This is a genomic window from Periweissella fabaria, from assembly GCF_918814575.1.
Taxonomy (GTDB): Bacteria; Bacillota; Bacilli; order Lactobacillales; family Lactobacillaceae; genus Periweissella; species Periweissella fabaria.
Map to the genome: position 1 here is coordinate 178,684 of NZ_CAKKNS010000004.1, position 22,057 is coordinate 200,740.

Annotated in this window: 23 protein-coding genes, 1 tRNA gene and 2 rRNA genes; 4 read left to right on the top strand and 22 right to left on the bottom strand. The window is 40.3% G+C overall.

Annotated elements, in window-relative coordinates:
* Position 1 precedes the first annotated feature (1 nt).
* The 4 genes from LQZ75_RS05850 to LQZ75_RS05865 form a co-directional block, all read right to left on the bottom strand.
* On the bottom strand, positions 2-961 hold the full coding sequence (locus LQZ75_RS05850; RefSeq protein ID WP_230096902.1) for an NADP-dependent oxidoreductase: 960 nt from the start codon (positions 959-961) through the stop codon (positions 2-4).
* Positions 942-1,421 carry a MarR family winged helix-turn-helix transcriptional regulator gene (locus tag LQZ75_RS05855; RefSeq protein ID WP_230096903.1) on the bottom strand — a complete coding sequence of 160 codons (480 nt, stop codon included), beginning with the start codon at positions 1,419-1,421 and terminating at the stop codon, positions 942-944. Before LQZ75_RS05855 ends, LQZ75_RS05850 begins: the two co-directional genes overlap by 20 nt.
* A 167-nt stretch (positions 1,422-1,588) precedes the next feature.
* Complete coding sequence (locus tag LQZ75_RS05860; protein ID WP_230096904.1) at positions 1,589-2,440, bottom strand: hypothetical protein; 852 nt, start codon at positions 2,438-2,440, stop codon at positions 1,589-1,591.
* A 187-nt stretch (positions 2,441-2,627) separates the two neighbouring features.
* Positions 2,628-3,143: a nucleoside 2-deoxyribosyltransferase gene (locus tag LQZ75_RS05865; protein WP_230096905.1), complete on the bottom strand. Its 516-nt coding sequence runs from the start codon at positions 3,141-3,143 to the stop codon at positions 2,628-2,630.
* 224 nt (positions 3,144-3,367) lie between these two features.
* On the opposite strand from LQZ75_RS05865, the gene LQZ75_RS05870 reads away from it, so the two are divergent.
* Positions 3,368-3,739, top strand: coding sequence for a DUF1304 domain-containing protein (locus tag LQZ75_RS05870; RefSeq protein ID WP_230096906.1), 372 nt, complete (start codon positions 3,368-3,370; stop codon positions 3,737-3,739).
* Between the two features lie 207 nt (positions 3,740-3,946).
* Here the strand turns inward: LQZ75_RS05870 and LQZ75_RS05875 are convergent, their stop codons facing one another.
* From LQZ75_RS05875 to metG, 10 genes are all read right to left on the bottom strand, one after another.
* On the bottom strand, positions 3,947-4,183 hold the full coding sequence (locus LQZ75_RS05875; RefSeq protein ID WP_230096907.1) for a DUF2922 domain-containing protein: 237 nt from the start codon (positions 4,181-4,183) through the stop codon (positions 3,947-3,949).
* Between the two features lie 12 nt (positions 4,184-4,195).
* Positions 4,196-4,399 carry a hypothetical protein gene (locus LQZ75_RS05880; RefSeq protein ID WP_230096908.1) on the bottom strand — a complete coding sequence of 68 codons (204 nt, stop codon included), beginning with the start codon at positions 4,397-4,399 and terminating at the stop codon, positions 4,196-4,198.
* A gap of 553 nt (positions 4,400-4,952) precedes the next feature.
* Positions 4,953-5,531, bottom strand: a complete 579-nt coding sequence (locus LQZ75_RS05885) for a hypothetical protein (protein WP_230096909.1) — start codon at positions 5,529-5,531, stop codon at positions 4,953-4,955.
* A 405-nt stretch (positions 5,532-5,936) separates the two neighbouring features.
* A complete protein-coding gene (gene ispE / locus LQZ75_RS05890) occupies positions 5,937-6,791 on the bottom strand; it encodes a 4-(cytidine 5'-diphospho)-2-C-methyl-D-erythritol kinase (RefSeq protein ID WP_230096910.1) in 855 nt (284 codons plus the stop codon).
* Between the two features lie 267 nt (positions 6,792-7,058).
* Positions 7,059-7,295 carry a Veg family protein gene (locus tag LQZ75_RS05895; RefSeq protein ID WP_230096911.1) on the bottom strand — a complete coding sequence of 79 codons (237 nt, stop codon included), beginning with the start codon at positions 7,293-7,295 and terminating at the stop codon, positions 7,059-7,061.
* 90 nt (positions 7,296-7,385) lie between these two features.
* On the bottom strand, positions 7,386-8,378 hold the full coding sequence (galE, locus tag LQZ75_RS05900) for a UDP-glucose 4-epimerase GalE (RefSeq protein WP_230096912.1): 993 nt from the start codon (positions 8,376-8,378) through the stop codon (positions 7,386-7,388).
* A 53-nt stretch (positions 8,379-8,431) separates the two neighbouring features.
* On the bottom strand, positions 8,432-9,322 hold the full coding sequence (gene rsmA, locus LQZ75_RS05905) for a 16S rRNA (adenine(1518)-N(6)/adenine(1519)-N(6))-dimethyltransferase RsmA (protein ID WP_284707495.1): 891 nt from the start codon (positions 9,320-9,322) through the stop codon (positions 8,432-8,434).
* Between the two features lie 3 nt (positions 9,323-9,325).
* Positions 9,326-9,883 (bottom strand): ribonuclease M5, encoded by a 558-nt coding sequence (gene rnmV, locus LQZ75_RS05910; protein WP_230096913.1) that lies wholly within the window; start codon positions 9,881-9,883, stop codon positions 9,326-9,328.
* Positions 9,883-10,656, bottom strand: coding sequence for a TatD family hydrolase (locus LQZ75_RS05915; protein ID WP_230096914.1), 774 nt, complete (start codon positions 10,654-10,656; stop codon positions 9,883-9,885). The genes rnmV and LQZ75_RS05915 overlap by 1 nt, the downstream gene beginning before the upstream one ends.
* Positions 10,657-11,042: 386 nt before the next feature.
* Entirely contained in the window at positions 11,043-13,085 is a 2,043-nt protein-coding gene (gene metG / locus LQZ75_RS05920; protein WP_230096915.1) for a methionine--tRNA ligase, read from the bottom strand.
* 285 nt (positions 13,086-13,370) lie between these two features.
* Here metG and LQZ75_RS05925 point away from each other — a divergent pair, with 285 nt between their 5' ends.
* The gene (locus LQZ75_RS05925; protein WP_230096916.1) at positions 13,371-13,991 is read left to right on the top strand and encodes a phosphatase PAP2 family protein; all 621 of its coding nucleotides are present in this window, start codon (positions 13,371-13,373) and stop codon (positions 13,989-13,991) included.
* Positions 13,992-14,105: 114 nt separating this feature from the next.
* A complete protein-coding gene (locus LQZ75_RS05930; RefSeq protein ID WP_230096917.1) occupies positions 14,106-14,888 on the top strand; it encodes a L,D-transpeptidase in 783 nt (260 codons plus the stop codon).
* 59 nt (positions 14,889-14,947) lie between these two features.
* On the opposite strand, the gene LQZ75_RS05935 is transcribed toward LQZ75_RS05930, so the two are convergent.
* Positions 14,948-15,895, bottom strand: a complete 948-nt coding sequence (locus LQZ75_RS05935; protein WP_230096918.1) for a helix-turn-helix domain-containing protein — start codon at positions 15,893-15,895, stop codon at positions 14,948-14,950.
* 193 nt (positions 15,896-16,088) lie between these two features.
* Between LQZ75_RS05935 and LQZ75_RS05940 the strand changes: the two genes are divergently transcribed.
* Positions 16,089-16,733 (top strand): L,D-transpeptidase, encoded by a 645-nt coding sequence (locus tag LQZ75_RS05940; protein ID WP_230096919.1) that lies wholly within the window; start codon positions 16,089-16,091, stop codon positions 16,731-16,733.
* Between the two features lie 69 nt (positions 16,734-16,802).
* Here the strand turns inward: LQZ75_RS05940 and LQZ75_RS05945 are convergent, their stop codons facing one another.
* The 7 genes from LQZ75_RS05945 to rrf (LQZ75_RS05975) form a co-directional block, all read right to left on the bottom strand.
* Positions 16,803-17,168 carry a hypothetical protein gene (locus tag LQZ75_RS05945; protein WP_230096920.1) on the bottom strand — a complete coding sequence of 122 codons (366 nt, stop codon included), beginning with the start codon at positions 17,166-17,168 and terminating at the stop codon, positions 16,803-16,805.
* A 243-nt stretch (positions 17,169-17,411) separates the two neighbouring features.
* A complete protein-coding gene (locus tag LQZ75_RS05950; RefSeq protein WP_230096921.1) occupies positions 17,412-18,221 on the bottom strand; it encodes a Cof-type HAD-IIB family hydrolase in 810 nt (269 codons plus the stop codon).
* Entirely contained in the window at positions 18,221-20,533 is a 2,313-nt protein-coding gene (gene helD / locus LQZ75_RS05955; protein WP_230096922.1) for an RNA polymerase recycling motor HelD, read from the bottom strand. The genes LQZ75_RS05950 and helD overlap by 1 nt, the downstream gene beginning before the upstream one ends.
* The gene (locus tag LQZ75_RS05960) at positions 20,520-21,473 is read right to left on the bottom strand and encodes a YihY/virulence factor BrkB family protein (protein WP_230096923.1); all 954 of its coding nucleotides are present in this window, start codon (positions 21,471-21,473) and stop codon (positions 20,520-20,522) included. The genes helD and LQZ75_RS05960 overlap by 14 nt, the downstream gene beginning before the upstream one ends.
* Before the next feature lie 194 nt (positions 21,474-21,667).
* Positions 21,668-21,740 (bottom strand) — tRNA-Asn (locus tag LQZ75_RS05965).
* A gap of 10 nt (positions 21,741-21,750) precedes the next feature.
* Positions 21,751-21,867: ribosomal RNA gene (rrf, locus tag LQZ75_RS05970) — 5S ribosomal RNA — on the bottom strand.
* Positions 21,868-21,946: 79 nt separating this feature from the next.
* Positions 21,947-22,057 (bottom strand): 5S ribosomal RNA (rrf, locus tag LQZ75_RS05975); the annotation flags it as partial.

The window sequence follows — 22,057 nt, forward strand, 5'->3', positions numbered from 1 at the left end:
CCTAAACGCGTGCACTGGCTACCGGTTGTTCTCGCACTTTGATCACAATCTTCCCCTTCGCATGATGGCTCTCACTTCGGTGGTGGGCCGCTTGAATCCCTTCAGTAGTAAGGGGAAATTCTGCATCCAGAATAATTTGCAATTTATCTTCACGGATTAAATTGGCTAGGTATGTGAGGTCTTCACCCGTTGCAGCTAAGTAACCTGACTCAACCGTTTGCGGACCAGCTTGTTGTTCTGGTGTTGGATAACCTGAAATCGTAATTAACTTACCAGTTGGTTTCAAAATCGCAATTCCTTCATCAATTGCGTTGACCATATCATAAACCGCATCATAGTCATGCAAAACATCTGTAATTTTAGTGGTGTGGTAATCAATTACTTCATCAGCCCCCAGACTTTTCACAAAATCAGCATTGTGGGCGCTAGCAGTTGTAGCAACATACGCCCCCATTAACTTAGCTAATTGGATGGCAAAGATACCAACTCCCCCGGCACCGGCTTGAATCAAGACCTTCTTACCTGGGCCGACTTCAAGCTTGCGCAAAATTTGTAAAGCCGTCATCCCCGCTAAAGGCACCGCAGCCGCTTGGTTAAAGTCAATGTTGGCTGGTTTAGATGCTAATTGATTTTCACGGACGGCAACATATTCAGCGTAACTGCCCCGCGTGCCATCTTGATAAATATCAGGTCGAGCAAAAACTTCATCTCCAACTTTAAATGTTTTAACATCACTCCCTACTTCTGTAATTACCCCGGCTACATCCCAGCCAAGGACGACTGGGAATTGCCATGGAAACATTTTTTGCATTAAGCCTTCTCGGGCTTTCCAGTCAATTGTATTAATACTAGTGGCATATGTTGCTACTAAAACTTCGTCTGCAGCTAATTTGGGCTTTGGTAAATCGCCAACAAATAGTTGATCTGCATCCCCATAGGCATTAATTTGTGCGGCTTTCATTGCTTTGTTCCTCCTCTTTGATAACTTGTAATAACACTTTATTAATCGTTTGTGTTTCTTCAATCATATGTTCTAACGCTAGTGGTGACTGGGCAATTAATTTCGTTTGGACCGCCCCAATTCGGTTTAAAATATCTTTAAAATCGGCCTTCTTTGAAGGTGCCACGACCAATTCACGTACCCGCCCATCTGCTGGACTAGTTTGCTTGAGCAACCAACCTTTTTGCACGAGCTTTTGGACAACTGGTGTTAACGTACTTGATGCTAGCTCCAGATTATCACAGATGTCTTTTAGTTGCGCTCCTTGTAACCGCCAAGTAACAAAGATGCTCAAATACTGTAAATAAGTCAGATCATAATCTTCTAAAATTAATTGGTACAACTTGTGAAAGTAGCGATTACTGTTATATATTGCTAGGCACATTTGGTCATAGACCGCGCCGTTGTGTTCATTTTCCATTGGACCTCCTGAATTTTATATCGTATGCGATATATATTACCACTTACTTTTAGTAAAACAAGTCTTTTAACAAAATTTAAACCTTACAACGACCACATTTAATACTTAATAAGTACGCAAAAAAGCTCAGAAAAATCTTTCTGAGCTTTTGATCTGCATATTAGGGGTTACTTTTGTTGTTGTTTAGCTAAATGCTTAATTGCGGTCTTCATCATAAATTTTTGGAGCATGTTGGGGTGTTGTTGTGCTGCAATATGCAAGCCATTATTAAATTCGACCATCAAGTGCCATTTATGACCTTCTACGATTTCTTTAGGGGCACCAGCTGGTAAAAAGACCCCAAGTTTAACTTTCATACCATCAGCCGTTTGCGTCAATTGGTGCATCCCAATTAACTTAGTGTTCACATTTAACGTTTTTAAGAATGTTTCCCCTGCCATTACCAAATCAACATTAGCATCTGGCTTAATCGGGTACGTAATATTTTTACTTGGCCGCAAATCTAAGTATGAAGGTTCTTGATACATCCCAAATGTTTCAATAATTGTTTGTTCGCCCTTTTTATTAGCATCAAAATAATAGTGTTCAGGGTGTACAAGTGATGGTAAATATAAATTATTCTCTTTAGCAAGCTGTTGGTTAAACATCATAAATTGTGGTAGTGAAATATTTTTAGTCTCAACTTCAACAATTCCGGCTTGATAAACTTGAGGCTCTGGTGAAGCTTCAGCAATCTCTAACCACATATCATTACTAGCTTCGATTTCTGATGTGAATAACTTTATGGTTGTTTCCTTACCAATTGCTTCGCGTGTTTGCGCCAATGCAATTTTAGCATCTGCTAATGGCAAGGCTAGCAACGCTGCTAAATCAAGTTCTTGATTATCTAACGTAACTGGAATATGCTTATTGGCAAAAATTTTGAAAACGTGGTGATACCGTTCTAATTCCACCGCACGAATTTGTTCTTCGGTAATAACTTGGCCATCGACTTTAAATGTAATTGTGTAATCTTGCATGCTTACTGCTCCTCGTAATATTTTTTAGTAGCTAAAGCATAACAAAGGCGTTTGCATATAAAAACCACCAATATCCGATAAGTGTTGGATATGTTGTTAGCCACAAAAAATCCCATGCAACAACGGCATGGGATTAAATCTTTTTATCGGTAGTGCTAGTCAAAATGTGTGCGTAATCTGAGTTACACTAAAATACATTCTTTTTAACTAAATGCTTAGGAAAGTTAACAAAGTCATATGTGCCTAACTTTTGAATGTCATCTTTACCCCAGAAGTAACCCGTGTATGAGCCAGCTAACATCAAGTTAAGTGGTTCGTCATTTTGGGCATATTGCACAATAATCACTGGTTTACGTAAAGCAATCGCATAACCGATTTCAAACATTGTACCTTCATCAGGGCGTACATTCCCATTTTCAATATCGAAATCTAACATCGCAACAACCGCATTCGCTTGATTAATTCCTTGGATATCCGCATGGTAAGTTGCATCTTGCCACTCTTTAGTCTTCATTGCCGTTTCCAATGAACCGTTACCGTATTCAGCAACAATTTCATCTTGTTGGTGTTTAACTGGTTCGAAAACATATCCAACTGTGGGGTTGCTAGCAAGTAAAGCAGCGACTTCATCTAAGCGGGCATTTTGGGCGTCTGAAAAGAATGGTCCCGCTAAATAAATACGACTCTTAAAGTCAGTTGTCATGATAAGATTCCTCCTTTAAATTAACAAAACGTTATCAATATCTTTTATTATACGGGGTTACAGTCTATTTGCAAACTAAGGCCTTGAAATGTTCGCTTTAATACTGATTATTTACGGGTTCCGCGTTTAAATCAGCTTAACTTGTCACCCTCTGGCAATTATTCTATACTTACTGAATAATCGTTTTTTTGCAATTTATTTTTCAGATATGAAAGGAAGTTATAATGTCTTTAATTTCAATTATTTTTGCTACGATCGTCGGGGTCGAAGCATTCGGTATTATGTTGATGGAAATCTTTTTTTCACCAGCCCAACTCGCAAAAGAATTCGACTTACCAAATGAATTTACTGCCCAACACGAAGCAAAAGTTTTAATGGCTAACCAAGGTCTCTATAATGGATTTGTAGCAGTTATGACATTGCTAGCTGTCTATGGTTTACCAACTGACGCCCGTTATATCACAACGCTTGTATGTGTTATTTTTGTCGTGATTGCGGCCATTTTTGGAGCCATTTCTGGTGGTAAACCTAAGATTTTGTTGATGCAAGGAACCCCCGCAATTATTACTTTGATTATTTTGTTAATCTTTAAGTAAGCGAGCAAGCATCGCCGTTCAACAACCATGAGAACTTAGCATTTTATGGCGCTTTAGCGTGCTCAATCTGAAACTGACTCGTGCGATTTTTATATCGTGGGGGTCTTTTTTTATGTGTGAGTATCGTTCCTATTTTTCAAAATATGTACGGCCTAATTTTATTAATGCCTAAGGAAGTCCCCGCTATCGACGGGAACTTCCTTAGAATTATTTATGGCGTAAGTCAAACACTGAATTATCCTCAGTATTGACGACTTTAGCAGCCACGGGGGTTACGTATTTTTTCTTGCCTTTTTTATCTTCAAAGACATTACTTTGCGCAATTACAGCCATTGCGGCTTGGACCTTGGCGGGATCAATTGGTTCTAATACATCCTTTAAAACTAACGTGTTAATGGTGTTCTTCTCGTTTTTAAATTGAAGCAATAATTTTTTTACTAACATCGACTATTCCTCCTAAACTACAAGTTGGGCATGATTTTCAACAAAATTAATTGTTTGGACATTCCCAAGGTTAACAATAGTTTCCAACGCTGCGACGACGGGTTGCATTTGCGCAAATGTGACCTCAAGCGGCACATCCGTAAAACGCTTGGCGACGTACAACTTCCCCGTTTGTTCATTGACACTTGTGACATAAACACTCACTGCTTTTAACATGACTTTTCCTCCTGTCTGTTTGGCAATACTTAGTTATCCGGCTGATGAGGCTAGCTCTCAATCGCCTACACTTATACAGTCAATCAAGGACTAAAAAGTGCGCCATCAAATTTTAAAATTCCCCGTAAAAATTTATAACACGTTGAATACATAGGTTTTGGTGGTTGTTTTAGTAAGGTACGAACAAAATTACTAAGTGACCATTTTTATTTAAAAAATATTTTAAATTGTGTTTACGTGATTTTAAGACTTTGTCCATCAAGCGCCTTACGAGCAAACCACTGCAGCAGGATGATTAGTGTTTATTTACTTTGTTGTTTATTATATTTAGTGTTTATTTTATTAGTACTTATTAGTTGCGGGTTTTCCAATACTGGTTTTTCCAAGGGTGGATAATCCAGTACTGGCTTAACCGGCGCCGGGAAATCCGGATGTGGTGAAAAATGAGTCATAGCAAGCTTTTGGCCCATATTTTAGCATTAATTATAAAAAAGGTTTTACGCCGCATTAATTGAGCGTAAAACCTTTTTTGATTGATAATTTATCGATGCCGTTAGCCCACTTTTTGGTAACTTTGCTGCGCAATCACAGCAACGGAATTTTGATATAACAGTTGACTGGCAACTTCACGTTGTTGAGCTGTTGCCCCTTCACTAGCTAAGACCAAATTACAAATATAAATATTTTTTTGGAAGTCACTTGCTGTCACCGGCTTCGTAATAATTTTAGCTAATTGTTGCTGTAAGTATTTGGGATCATCAGTGTTCGCAACTAAATTGATAATCGCGGTATGCACGTTTTTAACCGCATCATCAATGACATTTTGGCTAATATTAGTAGCAACCAAAATTTGTTGGGCCGTCTTTAATTCCATTTGGAGTTTACTAAAGCTCACTTTGGTATAACCTGACTCGCGAAAATTATACCCACATGTAACTTGCTTTTGTAATGTCCACCGATTAATTTTGGTGGTACTAGCATTAACCGTTGGAATTTGCACTTTAACTAAGTTATTATCGATGGTTGTAATATTAACCGTCGTTACTCCTGCAAATACAGCAACGCTTGTCATTGCTACTTTTAACCAACATTTATTCGTTCGATTTAATTTAAAGCGTTGCTGCTTTTTCATGGAATCCCTTTCACTGTTGCATGAATAGTCACGATATATTTATATGCTCACTATCTAAAATACGCATATTGACTACCAAAAAAAATTAATCGTTCTGAGTTACAACGTTATTAATTTTAATATTTTTTTGCGTATAAAACAAGATATTTATACATTGCTTCTCAAAAAAGATTGTTTATCAGCATTTTCTATACCATAAATTATCTTTTTTCCTGTTTTTAAGCTCATTAAATGTAATTATGCGATATTTTATGAAACACAAAATAAATTTATTCATCTCTTATACACAAATCCGCATATTTAATGTTCGCTTTTCGACTTCCTTCAATAGCAAGCCCCGTATTTTTAATATCTTAAAACCAAAAAAAGCGCCAGAATAAAAATTCTGGCACTTTTCAATAATAACTAACCCAATGTCCGAACAATATAGACTTCCTTACAGAACCCTTTGACGGAATTTAAAATGCGTTGTGCTCGGCTTTGGTTTTCACAAATACCAAAAACAGTTGGCCCAGTGCCACTCATTTGGGCCGCACATGCCCCTGATTGTAGCATCCGTTCTTTAAGATCAATAATTTGTGGATAGTGATGGGAGGTGATTGGTTCAAGAACATTTTTCATATACGGATACATTTGTTGCCAATCTTGGCGGTAAGCCCCTTCTAGTAAGGCTTTAGTATTAACATGCCCTATCCGTTCATAATCAATTTGACGTAAAATCACGGGCGTTGAAACACTAATGGTTGGTTTAGCAATCACCACCCACGCGGCCGGCATTTTCGGTAAAGGTGCAATTTTTTCACCTTTACCCGTAACATATGCAGTCTGTGAGTAAACACAGAACGGCACGTCAGCATCGATGGCAAGGCCTATTTCAGCTAGTTGAGCTAAAGTTAGGCCTAACTTCCAGATACGGTTTAAACCTCTTAAAACGGCTGCTGCGTCGCTTGAACCGCCGCCAAGCCCTGCTGCAACCGGAATATGCTTTTCAATCTCAATACGCACCCCTTCCATCACGTGAAATCGGGTTTGTAAAATATGGGCCGCTTGAAAAGCCAAATTACGACGATCGTTAGGTAAAAAGCCCGTATCAGTGCGGACTTCAATCTTTGTTCGCTTAGGGATAGTCGTAATCGTGACGTAGTCGGCTAAATCAACGGCCGCCATGACCATCTCCCATTCCTGTGAACCATCAGAATGACTAAAAGGCGTATCTAAGCTTAAGTTAATTTTAGCTGCTGCTTTTTCAACAATTTGCATACCTATGCGCCCCTTTAGTCTGTATTAATAAAGATTATACAAAAATATGCAGATTGTGACAACTAGGAGTCAATTCACCTTCCATATTACTACAGCAATCCTAGGCTAGATAGCCTAACCGTATTTGGTCAACCAAACACCGCCGTCTAACTTTAAAACGATTAAAATACCAAAAGCGTGCTAGGCAGCATGTCCAAAACGTGTAAAGTACACCTAAGCACGCTACAAAAAAAGCCCTGTCACAAGACAGAACTTAAATTTAAAGATTTATTCGTTGAAAGCTAATTCAATATTTTGCGTTAAAACATCTGTGTAACTGTAGGATACGGTTTCGACCGCACTTTGGGTTTTATCATAGTCAACAACAAATACAGCAGGATATGTTTCTCGGAGCACACCAGTCCGTTCAGTCACTTTTTTACGGCCAGCTTGTGCGGTTACCGTCATAGTTTCCCCCCGGTGCGCATCGAGCGATTGTTTGATACTTGCTAATGTACTGGGCATAATCAACCACCTTCCTTGTGCAATATAAATTAATTTTACCATATTTTTCTTGACAAATCAAGCGAAAAATTGTAGCGCAAACATCAACAATTACTTATTGTTGTATCCATTTGGGTGAGCCTTAGTCCACGTCCATGCTGTTTTGATAATTTCTTTAACATCGTCATATTGTGGCTGCCAGCCTAAGATTTCACGGGCCTTTTCAGACGCTGCAATCAACGTATCTGGGTCCCCTTCACGGCGTGGTGCAACTTCAGCGGGAATTGCTTCACCAGTGGCTTCACGTGTAGCCTCAACCATTTCTTTAACTGAAAAACCAGTTGAAGAACCGAGATTAAATTGGTTACTTGGGTTACCTTTGGCTAAGTAATCCAACGCTAAAATATGGGCATCCGCAAGGTCAAGAACATGGACATAGTCCCGTACGTTAAAGCCATCTGGCGTGTTGTAGTCATTACCAAACATTTGAATTTTTTCACGTTGACCAGCCGCAACTTGTAAAATAAGTGGTACTAAGTGTGTTTCAGGCAAGTGGTCTTCACCAATTGAACCATCAGCCTTCGCACCAGCAACGTTGAAGTACCGTAAAGCAACCCATTTTGTGCCATAAGCCGCATCTGCCCACCGCATAATGTGTTCCATTTGTAACTTAGATTCACCGTATGGGTTAATTGGTAATTGCGGATCAGTTTCACGAATTGGTGAGTGTTCTGGAATTCCATACGTTGCCGCCGTTGATGAAAAGACAATGTTTTTAACATTGTGTGCTTCCATCACTTCAAGTAATGTAATCATCCCACCAGTATTGTTATCAAAGTATTTCAAAGGGTTTTTCATTGATTCTGGCACAATTGATGAGGCCGCAAAGTGCACGACAGCTTCAATATTTTCTTGATCAAATACGGCTGACAATGCGGCTTTATCACGAATATCAACTTCGTAAAATGGCACGGATGCTGGAACTGCTTGGCGGTGTCCGGTTGCCAAGTTATCAACTACGACCACCTCTCGCTTTGCTTCAACCAATCGATCAACCATATGTGAGCCAATGTATCCGGCTCCCCCAAGAACTAAAATCGCCATTTAAACGCCTCCATTTTTATAATTGAATAAGTTATTTAATAGTATTATTACCTCTATTGTAACAGACCAACTTCATGGAATGCATTAGTCAATTCAATAAATGTTTCGAGGCTCAACTTTTCGGCCCGAATTTTTGGATCAACATTGGCAATCGCCAACGCTTCCATAATCTTCTCTTTGGTTGCTTCATCTTTACCAAAGTAAACGGTTAAGTTATTCCAGTAACTTTTACGACGGTGTACGAAACTTGCTTTCACGAATTTAAAGAAGCTATTTTCATCAAATGGTAACACTTCAAGCGGTGTCCGTTTAGTTAATTTAACAATCGCTGAATCAACATTTGGTTGGGGGATAAAGGCCGTCCGTGGCACAATAAAGGCTACTTCCGCATTCATCCGGTATTGCACGACAATTGAAAGTGAACCGTAATCTTTGGTCCCTGGCTTAGCTGACAAACGGTCGGCCACTTCTTTTTGCATCATAACCACGATGTTGTCAAAAGCTACGCCACTCTTTAAGACATTCATCAAAATTGGCGTTGTGATGTAATATGGCAAGTTAGCCACTAATTTCAAGGGAGCATCAGTACCAAATTGCTCGGTCAATGTTGCTGGCAAGTTAACATCCAAAATGTCCTTGTGTAACACCGTAATGTTGTCGTATGGACTCAAAGTATCTGCCAAAATTGGAATCAAGCGATCATCAATTTCAAAAGCTAATACTTTACCAGCAACTTTAGCGATTTGTTCAGTCAAAGCCCCAATTCCGGGACCAATTTCAACCACGTTATCCGTATCTGATAATTCAGCAGCGGCAACAATGTTGTGTAAAATATTTAAGTCCGTCAAAAAGTTTTGACCAAGACTCTTCTTAGTCGCAATCCCATATTGGTTCATAATGGCTTGGGTGCGGACAGGGGTGGCGATATCTGGGTAATCTGCCATGATTTATTCTCCTTCGTGAATCCGGGCAACTGCTTCAAGGAAGTCAGCGCGAGTAATTTGAAACATGTGTAGCCGTTTCATAAGTTGTTTACCATTGACATAGCCAATGTTTAAATACATTCCAAGTAATTCGCGGTTTTTACGCGCTTGGGGGCCGCCAATTAATTTAGCTGCCAATAAGTCCGTATGACTAATTAATTCTGGCGCATCTTCGCTAGCGGTATAAATATTTTCTAACGCTGCTAAGATAACTTCTTTACTAGCATGTTCGACACCTAAACTCCCACCAGTGTTCTTAGGAACTCCATCTTGGCGTTTGATGAACGCATGCTTAGCATTTGGAACTGCTTCACTAACAATTTTGCGAATTCGTTCACCATTAAAGTCGGGATCAGTAAAAATGATGACTCCCCGTTTAGCGGCTAATTCTTGGATTTGGGCCAATGTTTCATGTGAAACAGCAGACCCATTTGTTTCAATTGTATCGACATCGAGGGCTTTTTTGATATTAATCGTATCATCTTTACCTTCAACGACGATGACTTCTTTAATCTTGGCCATTACTTAATTCTCCATAAACGATGCGCATTAGCGGTAGTTTGTGCCGCTAATTCAGCCGGTTCAATTTGCAATTGGGCAGCCAAATTATCAATCACATATTTCACATAGCCAGGTTCATTTTGTTTACCACGGTATGGCGTTGGCGCTAAGAATGGCGCATCCGTTTCCACCAAGATCCGATCAAGCGGCACAATTTGGGCAGCCGCTTGAATGTCCTTGGCGTTCTTGAAAGTGACAATCCCACTAAATGAAATATACATCCCCAAGTCTAAGAAACGTTGCGCATCGGCGGCATCCCCAGTGAAACTGTGAATCACCCCACCAAATTGTTCCACACCAGCGGCTTTAAGCATCGCATAGACATCATCCATGGCATCCCGAGCATGGATGACAACTGGTAGATTTAATTCCCGAGCCAAGCTTAGTTGAGCGGCAAAAGCTTTCATTTGGGCATCAACGGGCGTATCCCAGTGATAATCCAACCCAATTTCACCAATCCCAACGACGGCTGCATCAGCTAATTGCATTTTCAACTTTGCCAATTCTGGTGCGTTAAATTCTGGCGCATTTTCCGGTTGAAAGCCTAATAAAACATGCATCCCTGGAAATTGGTGTGCGATTGCTAATGCCCGTTGATTACCTTGAGCGTCATAACCAACAATATTCATTTCTGTGACACCAAGCTCATGGGCCCGGTCAACATACGTGGACAAATCGTTATAGAAAGCATCATCATTCAAGTGAGTATGGGTATCGTAACTTTTAAATGGCATGGTCGACTCCTTTACTATTGTTTTCTTTATTTTATCAAATTTAAAATTAATCGTGCCGATAAGTAAACCACCCCAGCCTCCCGAAAGAGTCTGGGGTGTATTTTTAGGTAAGCGTGTGAAGCGCATTTATAGAACACTACGTCAGCAGAGTCAAAACGTGTTCGAACAACCATCCAGTTCCGCCTAACTTTAAAACCACTAAAATACCAAATCCATATTTTATCGTTTTTCGTTGGTGCTCACTGGCTACCCGCTTTGCTCGTACTCTGCTAAAATGTGCTCACAAATCCAACAACCTGAAGCGATACGCACCTTTGCATGATGACTCCCATCAAGCACGCTGCTAGTCGCTCACGGTTGATGAACGGCTTTGCTCGCACTCTGCTCTATTCAACTCCTGATCCAGGAACCACACTATCTGGTAAAATCGTCAATTGAACTTCACCATCATGTTCTGCCGAAAGAATCATCCCTTGTGACAAACGGCCCATCATCTTACGTGGTTTCATATTCGCCACAATCACAACCTTCTTACCAACAAGTTCGCTGTAGTTAGGGTACCACTTCTTAATTCCAGACAAGATTTGCCGGTCTTGGCTGTCACCAGCGTTCAAGCGGAATTGCAATAATTTGTCTGACTTAGGCACTTCTTCAACCGCAATGATTTCAGCAACCTTCAATTCAACCTTATCAAAGTCATCATATTCAACCAAAGCATCCTTTGATGAGTTCATTTCAGTATCAGCCGGGTTCCAGTCATCAGTTGCTGCTGCAGCCGTTTCTTTAGCTTTTTCAATGGCTGCACGCCCTTTTTTCTTATCAGAAGTCGTCAACAAGCCGGCGATGAAGGCTTCTTCTTCCTTGGCGTCACGACGTGGGAAGATTGGTTTACCCTTCTTAACAACTGTTGCACCGGCTGCTAAGTCAGCAAAGTTCAAGTTAGCAATTTGCATATCTTCAACATCAAAACCAAGTTGGGCAAAGATTTGCTTAGGTGCGTGCGTCATAAATGGTTGGAGTAAGATGGCGACAATCCGCAACGTTGCTGCTAAGTGCGCCATGACATCGGCAAGTTTTTCACCAAGTTCATTTTTAGCTAAGACCCATGGTTCAGTTTCGTCGATGTACTTGTTAGCGCGGGCAATCAATTTCCAAACGGCACTCAAGGCATCAGCCGTCTTAATTTCAGCCATGTTAGCGTTGAATTCAGCAATTACTTCCGCCGCTGTTTGAGCTAAGTCAGCATCAAATTCAGTGGCACCACTGTTAAGGGCTGGGATTACGCCCCCTTCGTATTTGTTAATCATCGCAACTGTCCGGTTCAACAAGTTACCCAAGTCATTAGCTAAGTCATAGTTCAACTTACCAATGAAGTCTTCGGGTGTAAAGACCCCGTCGTTACCAAATGGCATCGCTTTGAGTAAGTAGTAACGGACTGCATCAAGACCGTAACGTTCTACTAACACATCTGGGTAAATCACGTTACCCTTAGACTTAGACATCTTACCGTCTTTCATCACTAACCAACCATGACCAAGTACTGTTTTTGGTAATTCAAGGCCTAATGCATGGAGCATAATTGGCCAGTAAATCGTGTGGAACCGCACAATTTCCTTACCAACTAAATGGACGTTAGCTGGCCAGAATTTATCAAATTTAGTTGTGTCTTCCCCATCATAACCAAGGGCGGTAATATAGTTTGCCAACGCATCAATCCACACGTAAATAACGTGTTTAGGATCTGATGGCACAGGAACCCCCCAAGTAAATGAAGTCCGTGTCACCGCTAAATCTTCCAAACCAGGTTTGATAAAGTTGTTAATCATTTCATTCATCCGGGCTTCTGGTTGAATAAATTCAGGGTGTGATTGATAGTATTCAAGCAACCAATCAGCGTATTTGCTCATCTTGAAGAAGTAAGATTCTTCCTTAACTAATTCAACTTCGTGACCAGATGGGGCTTTACCACCAGTCACCTTACCATCAGCATCGCGGTAAACCTCGGCAAGTTGTGATTCAGTGAAATATTCTTCATCAGACACTGAGTACCAACCTTCATAGGCGCCCTTGTAAATATCGCCTTGCGCTAAAAGTTGTTCAAAAATTTTGGCAACGGCTTTTTCATGAATATCATCAGTTGTGCGGATGAATTGATCATATGAAATATCCATCAATTGCCAAAGTTCTTTGATTTGGTCGGCCATGCCATCGACATACGCTTGCGGAGTCATCTTCAAGGCTTCCGCTTTTTGTTCAATCTTCAAACCGTGTTCATCAGTCCCAGTTAAGAAATAAGTATCTTTACCAAGTAACCGGTTGTAACGAGCTGCAGCATCCGCTAACACAGTCGTGTATGAGTTCCCCAATTGGAGTTTACCAGATGGGTAGTAGATTGGTGTCGTAATGTAGAATGTATTGTTATCTGTCATTTAAAATTTTCCTTCCCTGTACTGACAAATGACCCAGTACGGTCTTTTCCGCGATTTGATACGGTGTACGCAACAAGTATTAGTAAAGTTGCTGTTTCGTACTATTATACATTAGATTTTTGTAAGTGTGCTACTTACATCTTGAAAAATTATTGGTGTTTCTTTAAATATTTCGAACTTATTGGCCTTAAAATAATTCACTTTATCAACGTACTTTTTTGGCGTATTTCTACTAAATACGGTAAGCTTAAAGTATCAAATAGATTTAATTACGAGGTCCCAATTGTGCATACCTTTCAACTATTTTATACCCTTGGTAGCCTATCATTATTCGCATTTACACTGATCGCTCTTATTTTAGCTTTTGTTCATCATCACTTACTGCCATTTGATATGCGTATTACTAATTTTTTACGCCGTGGTACTGGCAAATCAACGCGCTTTTTTCAAGCCGTTGATCGGATTGGTAGTATCATCAATCTAATTATCTTCGTAATTATCCTTGTTGCTACTTTGTATTTTACAAATCATCAACAGCTTGCTTGGTGGTTAAGTATCAATGTTTGTGTGATTGCACTGTTCTTAAACCCGTTCTTCAAATTACTATTTCACCGGCATCGTCCCGACGTACCACGCTTAGCAAAGTCGTTTGGTTATAGTTTCCCAAGTGGCCATTCTAGTGGTAGTATGATTATTTTGGGTTCATTGATGTTAATGCAGCCTTTATTACATTTTACCGGCCCCATGATGCTTATCGGTACATTTATCGGAAGCGCTATCATTGGTGTTATTGGTGTCTCACGAGTATACTTAGGGGTACACTACGCTAGTGACGTTGCGGCGGGATTTTTACTCGGCCTAAGCTGGTTATTCTTTAGCTATCCTGTGTTGTTACTAACCTATTAACGAAGCATTTCTTTAATTCCGGTCCCGCTAGGCAGATTACTTTTTATCACAAATGGCGTATGTTAGGATTAAAGATACATTATTTCAATATAGAATTTTCAGGAGGAGACTAGCATGAGTTTGAAAACAATCGCAATTGGCGTCGTATCGGCATTAGTTATTGTCGGGGGCGGTGTCGTTGCGGGGAAGACGCTTATGGATCAAGACACTAACGATAACGCAGCCAGTTCATCAACTAGCATATCTACACAATCCTCTTCAACATCAAGTTCTGATGCTAAGTCAAGTTCCGACTTGGCCTCTAGCAACAAGGCCAAAGCCGATAAAGACGCTGCTGATAAGGCCAAAGCCGATAAAGATGCTGACGACAAAGCCAAAGCTGATGATCAAGATAGCACTAAAACTGATCCTCAACCAACCCCAGAAGAAACTGCCAACAAACTTCGTAATCCTATCGATTGGCGCTTATCATCTGAAGACAAGCCTTATCCTGACGTTAATAAGTACCCTAACCTATGGATTCATGTTTCAATTGCTCAACAACGGGTTTTCTTAATGACTGGTAATACCGTCTTATATACAATGTATTGCTCAACCGGGATGGAACAATCTGGTGATGGGACTCCCCGAGGAACCTTCCATATTCAAAAAGAACAGGGCCTTAGTTTCTATAACCCCACCGCTCAAGGGGGGGCCTATAACTGGACTTCCTTCCACAACCATGGTGAGTTCTTATTCCACTCAGTCCCAATTTACATGAATGGTCAATACATTCTCAGTGAAGCGGCTAAGCTTGGTAAAGAAGAAGCCTCACACGGTTGTATCCGTCTTTCAGTCCCTGACGCCAAATGGTTCCACGATACTATTAAATACAACACTAAAGTTGTGATTGACTAACTTAATTATCAAAAAGGACGCTGCAGCGAATGCAACGTCCTTTTTATATCTTTAAATTCCTAATTAACACTAAAGTAGTGCAATTTTTGCAAGCATTTTTGAAAATATTGTTGCCCGACTTGTAATATTTTCGCATCTGGAGCGATTGCTTGCTGAATATTCGTAAATTTAACCAAATAAGCTTGTGCGGTCGGCATATCTTTAAGATACGCACTACGAATCCCACACAAAAATAAATACATACTATAGTTCAATACATTATTTATTTTTAATTGCGGCATCTCTTGATAGATTTGGTCTAAATCATCTAAATGTAGCACTAATTCATCATAATCTTCCATATGAATTTGGCCGATAAAATAATACAACAGGCCTTTAATATATTTATTTGCCCAAATATCTACTTCATAAAAGGCCTGATATTTTTTAAAATTAGTCTTAAAGCGCTGGTAACCGACTTCTTTTGTCGGCCCTACAAACGCCCAACTAACAATTGGAAAAGCTTCTAATTCAGCCAACGTCCATTCTTTACTAGTAATTAAATACTGATGCACATATTGATATTCTGCTTCATATGCCAATAAGCGGTGCATCAGCATCTCATCAAATTGAATTGTCGTTATTAAATAATCAATATGCACTAAGTATGCGTAATATTTCGCTTGTTTACGGCGATCGTCTTTATATTTTTGATAAAACGCCAATGTTAATTCTGAACTTCCAGCTAAGTCGTGCGCACGGGCGGTATTAACGGCATTGTACTCACTCAATAAGGTGTCTTCTTGGGCTGATTCTAGGTACCACTTACGGCGTAAAAAAACAAATTCATCCAAACTAAAAATATTGAGCCGTTTTAAAATATCCTGCAGTTGTTTAAGCGTAACTTTAGCGACATCCTTTTCAAAGCGATAGGCCGTTGAACGACTTAAAATGCCTTCATAGGTTTCTTTACTCAAAAAGCCTTTATCTTCGCGGATTCGCTTAACGGTTATGCCAATATTTTCCACGTTTCAATGCTCCTTACTCAATTTTGTAATCACGTTGTCAACATAAGTTTGTTTAGTCGCAATTAAAATGCATTTTTTTAAATATTTTTTAATATTTATGTTGTTTTATGTGTCAACTTTGACACATTTATCAATCTCTTGCCATTATCTCATATAATGTTCATTAATATTATATTTCACGAGGTGTTAAATAGTGTCCATTAAAAAATTTTTACCTGTCTTTGCCGTTCTTACGCTCTTAGTTGCTGGGGGCTTTGCAGTAAATAAAGCGCTTCATAGCGATGAAGCACTAGCTAGTAAGACCACTCCTACCAAAGCAGGTACCATAAATAAACCAACAGCCTCAACACAGACAACGCCAACAAAAGCAACACCCACGAATATGCGCCAACCAATTAACTGGCGGCTATCATCTGAAACTATCCCTTATCCAAACGTCGCCCAACATCCCGACATGTGGATCCATGTTTCACTTGAAAAACAACGCGTTTATTTAATGGATGGTACCAATGTCCTTTACACAATGTATGCGTCAACTGGAGAAGTTGCCAAAGGTTGGGGCACGCCTAAAGGAACGTATCATATTCAAGCTGAACGCGGTCATTATTTCTATGCTCCCAATGTTAATGAAGGGGCCTATAATTGGGTGTCATTTTTAGACCACGGTGTGTACTTGTTCCACTCTGTGCCATTTGATAAAGCAGGTCATGTCATCCCTGAAGCCGCTAAAGCGCAAGGGACGGCCGAATCTTCACATGGTTGTGTCCACTTAACCATGGCTGATTCAGAATGGTTTGTCCAAAACATTAAATACAACACTAAAGTTGTGATTGACTAACGGCTATTAAATAAAACGGCTAGGAAAAGCTTCCTAGCCGTTTTTTCGTACTGCTTTACAAATAATAAATTAATATCCTGGTTGATAACGATCGATAATAGCCGCAAATTCCGGTGCCTGTTCGGGATAATCAAGGTATCGGCGCTTAACTTTTAATTTAATACGTGAGCCCCCAAACGATTTGATAAACATTTTATAATCTAGCCAACCTTGTGCAAATTGTAATTCTTCAATATCTTGCATCGCCAAAAAACGAATTTCACCAGTCAATTCTTTAGCAGTAGTAAGGCGTAACAATGCTACGCCGTTATTTGAAAAAGCGACCATAAACATTTTATTACCAATTGTCGCTTCAATAATTTTAGTGGTCTCATCTGCTAACTTATTGTCGGTTAGCAGCGCAATAATGGTGCTTCTCGGTATTACATCTCCCATAATTAAATCCCCCTGACTACTGTGTCCGGCTCTACAACGCCATTATAACGATAATCGCGTAAAATTCAAACTATTTGCACTTATCCGCTACTTAGCTAAATTCAAATAAGGTCGCTTTTTATAATGAACGGGCCTAACTAAAAAATGCTTGGTGAAAATCACCAAGCATTTTTTATTGTATTAATTTCACATTTTTAGCTCGCCCAAAATCGACTTAATCAAGCATCGATTGCGTGGCAGCCATTATCCAAAATAACGTTCCAAGAATTTACCAATTCCATCTTCATCATTCGAACGAGGCGTTGTATAAGCTGATAATGCCTTAACATCATCCGAACCATTTAGCATCGCAACTGGGGTACCAGCATATTCAAACATTCCCAAATCATTTTCAGCATCCCCAAACACCATGACATTTTCAGCAGTTAAACCGTAATGTTTGGCTAAAGCTTGGACCCCCACTCGTTTGTCCAAAGTTGGTTGCAAGAATTCCAAAATTTTTGGTTGTGAACGAACCATATGGAATTGTGCTTGTAACTCAGTTGGCAATAAGGTGCTCAAAGCATCCAACCGCTCTTTATCCGTAGCCATAACCGCTTTGGCGTATGGTTGATCAGGTAAACTAGCGAAATCCGTAATTTGGAATAACAGTGGTGCTCGTAAAACGCTCGCATAATCTGATTGGCCAATACCACTAATTTGCCAATTTTGCGTAAAGTCCAAGACATCTAATGGGTAGCCATTGGCTTGGGCCCAATCATATAATGGGGTAATTGCAGCTTTATCAGTGGCTAACTTAAAGATGGGCTCTTTAGTCGCATTGTTAAGCACTAATGCACCGTTAAACGTTAATGAGAAGTCATCGAGCCCGGTTAAGCCAAGTTCTTCAATAAACTTACCGATGGCAGCAATTGGTCGACCAGTTGCAATCGCAATATGGATTCCGGCTGCATGTAACTCACGAATTACCTGGGCTGTGCGTGGTGAAATTTCCTTTTCACCGGTCAACAAAGTTCCGTCCAAATCAAAACAAATTAACTTAATATCTGCCATTAGTTATTCTCCTCGTGAACCGCTACTGGTTCAATTTTTTGGTATAACGCACGGTCAAGTTGCGCCAAAATTGGTGATGGTTGGCCGTTTACTATTAATAATAAATCATGCATTGCCCGCGTGGCAACTGTATATAAAATGGCCGCATCATTGGCTGTTGTATATGTTGTGGCCGAAACATCATAAGCAATCGCACAATCAAATTCTAAGCCCTTTGCCAAATAAATGGGCAACGCAATCACCCCTTTAGGCAACGCTCGATCAGTGGCTGTTAGGTTTGTTACTGGTAGCTGTGCCCGTAACATTTGCGCAATCCGGGTGGCTGCACTGGCAGTCTTAGTCAAAATAGCGACTGTCCCATATGTTGCTAAAAACTCTGGCAAAGTTGCTGTCAGATAAGCCATCGAGCTCGTTTCATCGGTTGTTGGAACTATTCGTGGTAAGCGCCCTTGCCGTGTAAAGGCTTCAATGTGGTTATTGGCCGGTAATAAAGCTTTCCCAAAGGCGGTAATTTCTTGGGTTGACCGGTAACTTTTATTTAACGTCACCAACTTAGTATGCTTGGCCGCAAAAGCCGTTTGCAAGTTGGCATAAAATTCATTAACCGCCGTCACATCATCAAATAACGCCTGTTGGTTGTCACCCAAAATAGTGAACTGGGCGTGCGGAAAGGCGTGCTTGAAGTACACCATCTGGGCCATTGTATAATCTTGCATTTCATCAACAAACAAATGTTGAATTTGACGATTCCGGCCACTATTAGTTAACAAGTCACGTAAGTACATGAACGGCGTGGCATCATCGAGTAATACTTGATGGTATTCCAACGCTGTTTGAAACTGTTGGGCTTTTAATTCCCACAACTCAGGTTGATCAGTCTGGGTGCCATATTGCATCAAGAATGCGGTATATTGTGTATAAACATCAACATAATAATCATTGAATAATGCATCATATACACCTTGATAATAGCGCTCAACGAATTTTGCAGCCGCATACTCACTTTCCGCTTCCGCACTAGTAAATTCATCACGGGTCCCAACTCCAATGAGTTGTTCATACTCTTCTGTACTCATACCATTGAGGGCCTCACTAACCCACGGTGCATCTAGAGCATTCGTAACTTTGCGTTTTAATTCTTTGATTAATTGATTTTTTGTGGCTAACATTTTGGCACCAACACTCGCATTAGCTGGCTGCCGACTATAAATTAATTTGGTGTGGTAGGCTGAGAATAGCACTTCATCAACTAAATAAACGTCCGCAAATTCAATACTATCTTCATCCAAAGTGGCAACATAGTCGGTTAACGCAGCCATAAAATCTAACGAACCCATCGTTGCCCGAATCACTTCAGTTGGCAGTTGCTTTTGGTGGGCTTCATACCGTTCAAAAAGCGTTTGGACTTTCAAACCTTCTAAGCGTGCTGATAGGAAATCGGCCAATGTTACTTGGCGCATATTGCGTTCCCCTAAACTAGGGAGAACTTCGGCAATATAATTACTAAATAATTTATTCGGTGAAAAAAGTAAAATTTGGTCAGCACTTAACTCGGCCCGAGCATGATATAGCAAAAAAGCAATCCGTTGCAAAATTGCCGAGGTCTTCCCAGAACCCGCAACCCCTTGCACAACAAGCAAATCATGCGTAGTGTCACGAATAATATCATTTTGTTCGGCCTGGATTGTTGCGACAATATTTTGCATGTATTCGTCATTTTGTTGGCCCAATGCATATTGCAACATCTCGTCACCAACCGTTTCATTGGTATCAAACATATTGGTAATGTGCCCATCTTCAATGGTAAATTGGCGCTTATTAAGTAATTCTGTTTCCTGGTGTCCACTCGGCGTGGTGTACTTCACATGCCCGAGCGTTCCATTGTAATAAATTGCAGCTACGGGGGCCCGCCAATCATAGATTAGAAATTCATCATCCGGTCCTTGTAATGAAGATGTCCCAATATAGAGCTGCTCAATGGCGGCCTGTGGCGTATCTTGAATTTCAATTTTACCAAAATATGGATTGTGGGCTAATTGTGCCAACGTACTTAATTGCCGCTTTAAAATCGTTTCTGTTTCAACAACTCGGGCCACCAATTGCCGTTGTTGTTGAATTTCAGCATTCGTTTCACTAGCGTCATCAATTTCAAACGTATTAACTGAAGCATTATCACTATAGTTACGTTCCACGGCACGCGTTTCTTGGTGTGCGTGCACTAATTGTTGCTCCATCGCGTGATGTTTATCATTAATAACTTCAATGACGGCGTCAACGCGGTGTTGTTCACGCTGTTCTTCATTTAGTTCCATGTTTTTTATTTTCCTTTAGACTTTCCCATTGTTTCCTTTTCCAGCGGGTAATCCCCCAACGTGGGTTGCTTATATTATCCTCAGCTGGCATACTTGGCCGCCATAACTGATTAAACGTTGCCACAAAAACCGCTCCTAAAAGCGAAATTGTCGCTACTAAGTTTAGCCAGATTAACATAATTATAATACTCCCAATTGCTTGGTAAAAAGTATATTTATTAGCTGCGATCTTAACGTATAATCCAAAAACTTGCGTTAAAGCCAGAAATGCAGCTACTTCCAAAGCACTCCCCGCTAACAAAGCCCGCCAATCGGGACGCTTAGCTGGCATCATATAGTTAATCAGCATTACCCCAAACAAAAGGACCGCAATCACTACTGGCCACTGCGCTTTTTGCACAATATTAATAAATTCAGCTGTCGTTGGAAAAATGTTGACCACTTGTTGAAATAACGGCTTACTGATTGCAATAAAAAACATCACCACTGTCTGGATTATAATCACCCCAATAATCCACCCAACTGAAATTAAGCGCATCAACCATGTCGACTTAACTTTTTTTTCGCCATAGATTTGCTGGATACGGGTCCGAAAAATTGCAATAACTTGACTCAATGACCATAATGTTACCAACAATCCCACGGAAAAAATACTAACACTTTGTCGTTTCAATACGGCTTCGATTAATGGCACAAGTACTGCGTTAACATTTGAAGGTACGGCCGTTTGCACTAATAACAGCGTGTCATTAATATTGATGCCAATATAGGGCAAAACCGCTCCTAACGCAATAATGGCTGGAAATAATGCCAATAAACTATAATAGGCGACCATTGGACTTGCTTGTCCTAGTTCTGCTCGTTTTAAATACGTCATAAAAATTTTAATCGGTGGGGCTGCTTGAATGGCTGCCAACCAACTTCGTATCTTTTTCAACATCGCTCCTCCTCTTAATTTTATTAATATCATTTTACCATACGACTTTCTAAACTCTGTCACACGCTACTGAAATCCAATAAAAGACCACCTATTCGTGCTTTCTAATTATCCACGTTTTTAGGCAAACAAAAAATCCAGATGGTTATGATTAACATTTCCATCTGGATTGTATTTGCAGGATTAAATCCTTATAACTCCGGCAGGCGGGCTCGAACCGTCGACAACCTGATTAACAGTCAGGTGCTCTACCAACTGAGCTATGCCGGAATAATATGAAGCATGGCGACGTCTTATCCTCGCAGGGAGCGATCCCCCAACTACTTTCAGCGCTACAGAGCTTAACTTCTGTGTTCGGCATGGGAACAGGTGTATCATCTGCGCCATCATCACCACACTTGATATTAGGTAAAGTATAATTGCTTACACTTTATGTAGAAAAGGACGAACCCTTACGGCTTCATCCTTTTCAATGTGCATGGCGACGTCCTATCCTCGCAGGGAGCGATCCCCCAACTACTTTCGGCGCTACAGAGCTTAACTTCTGTGTTCGGCATGGGAACAGGTGTATCATCTGCGCCATCATC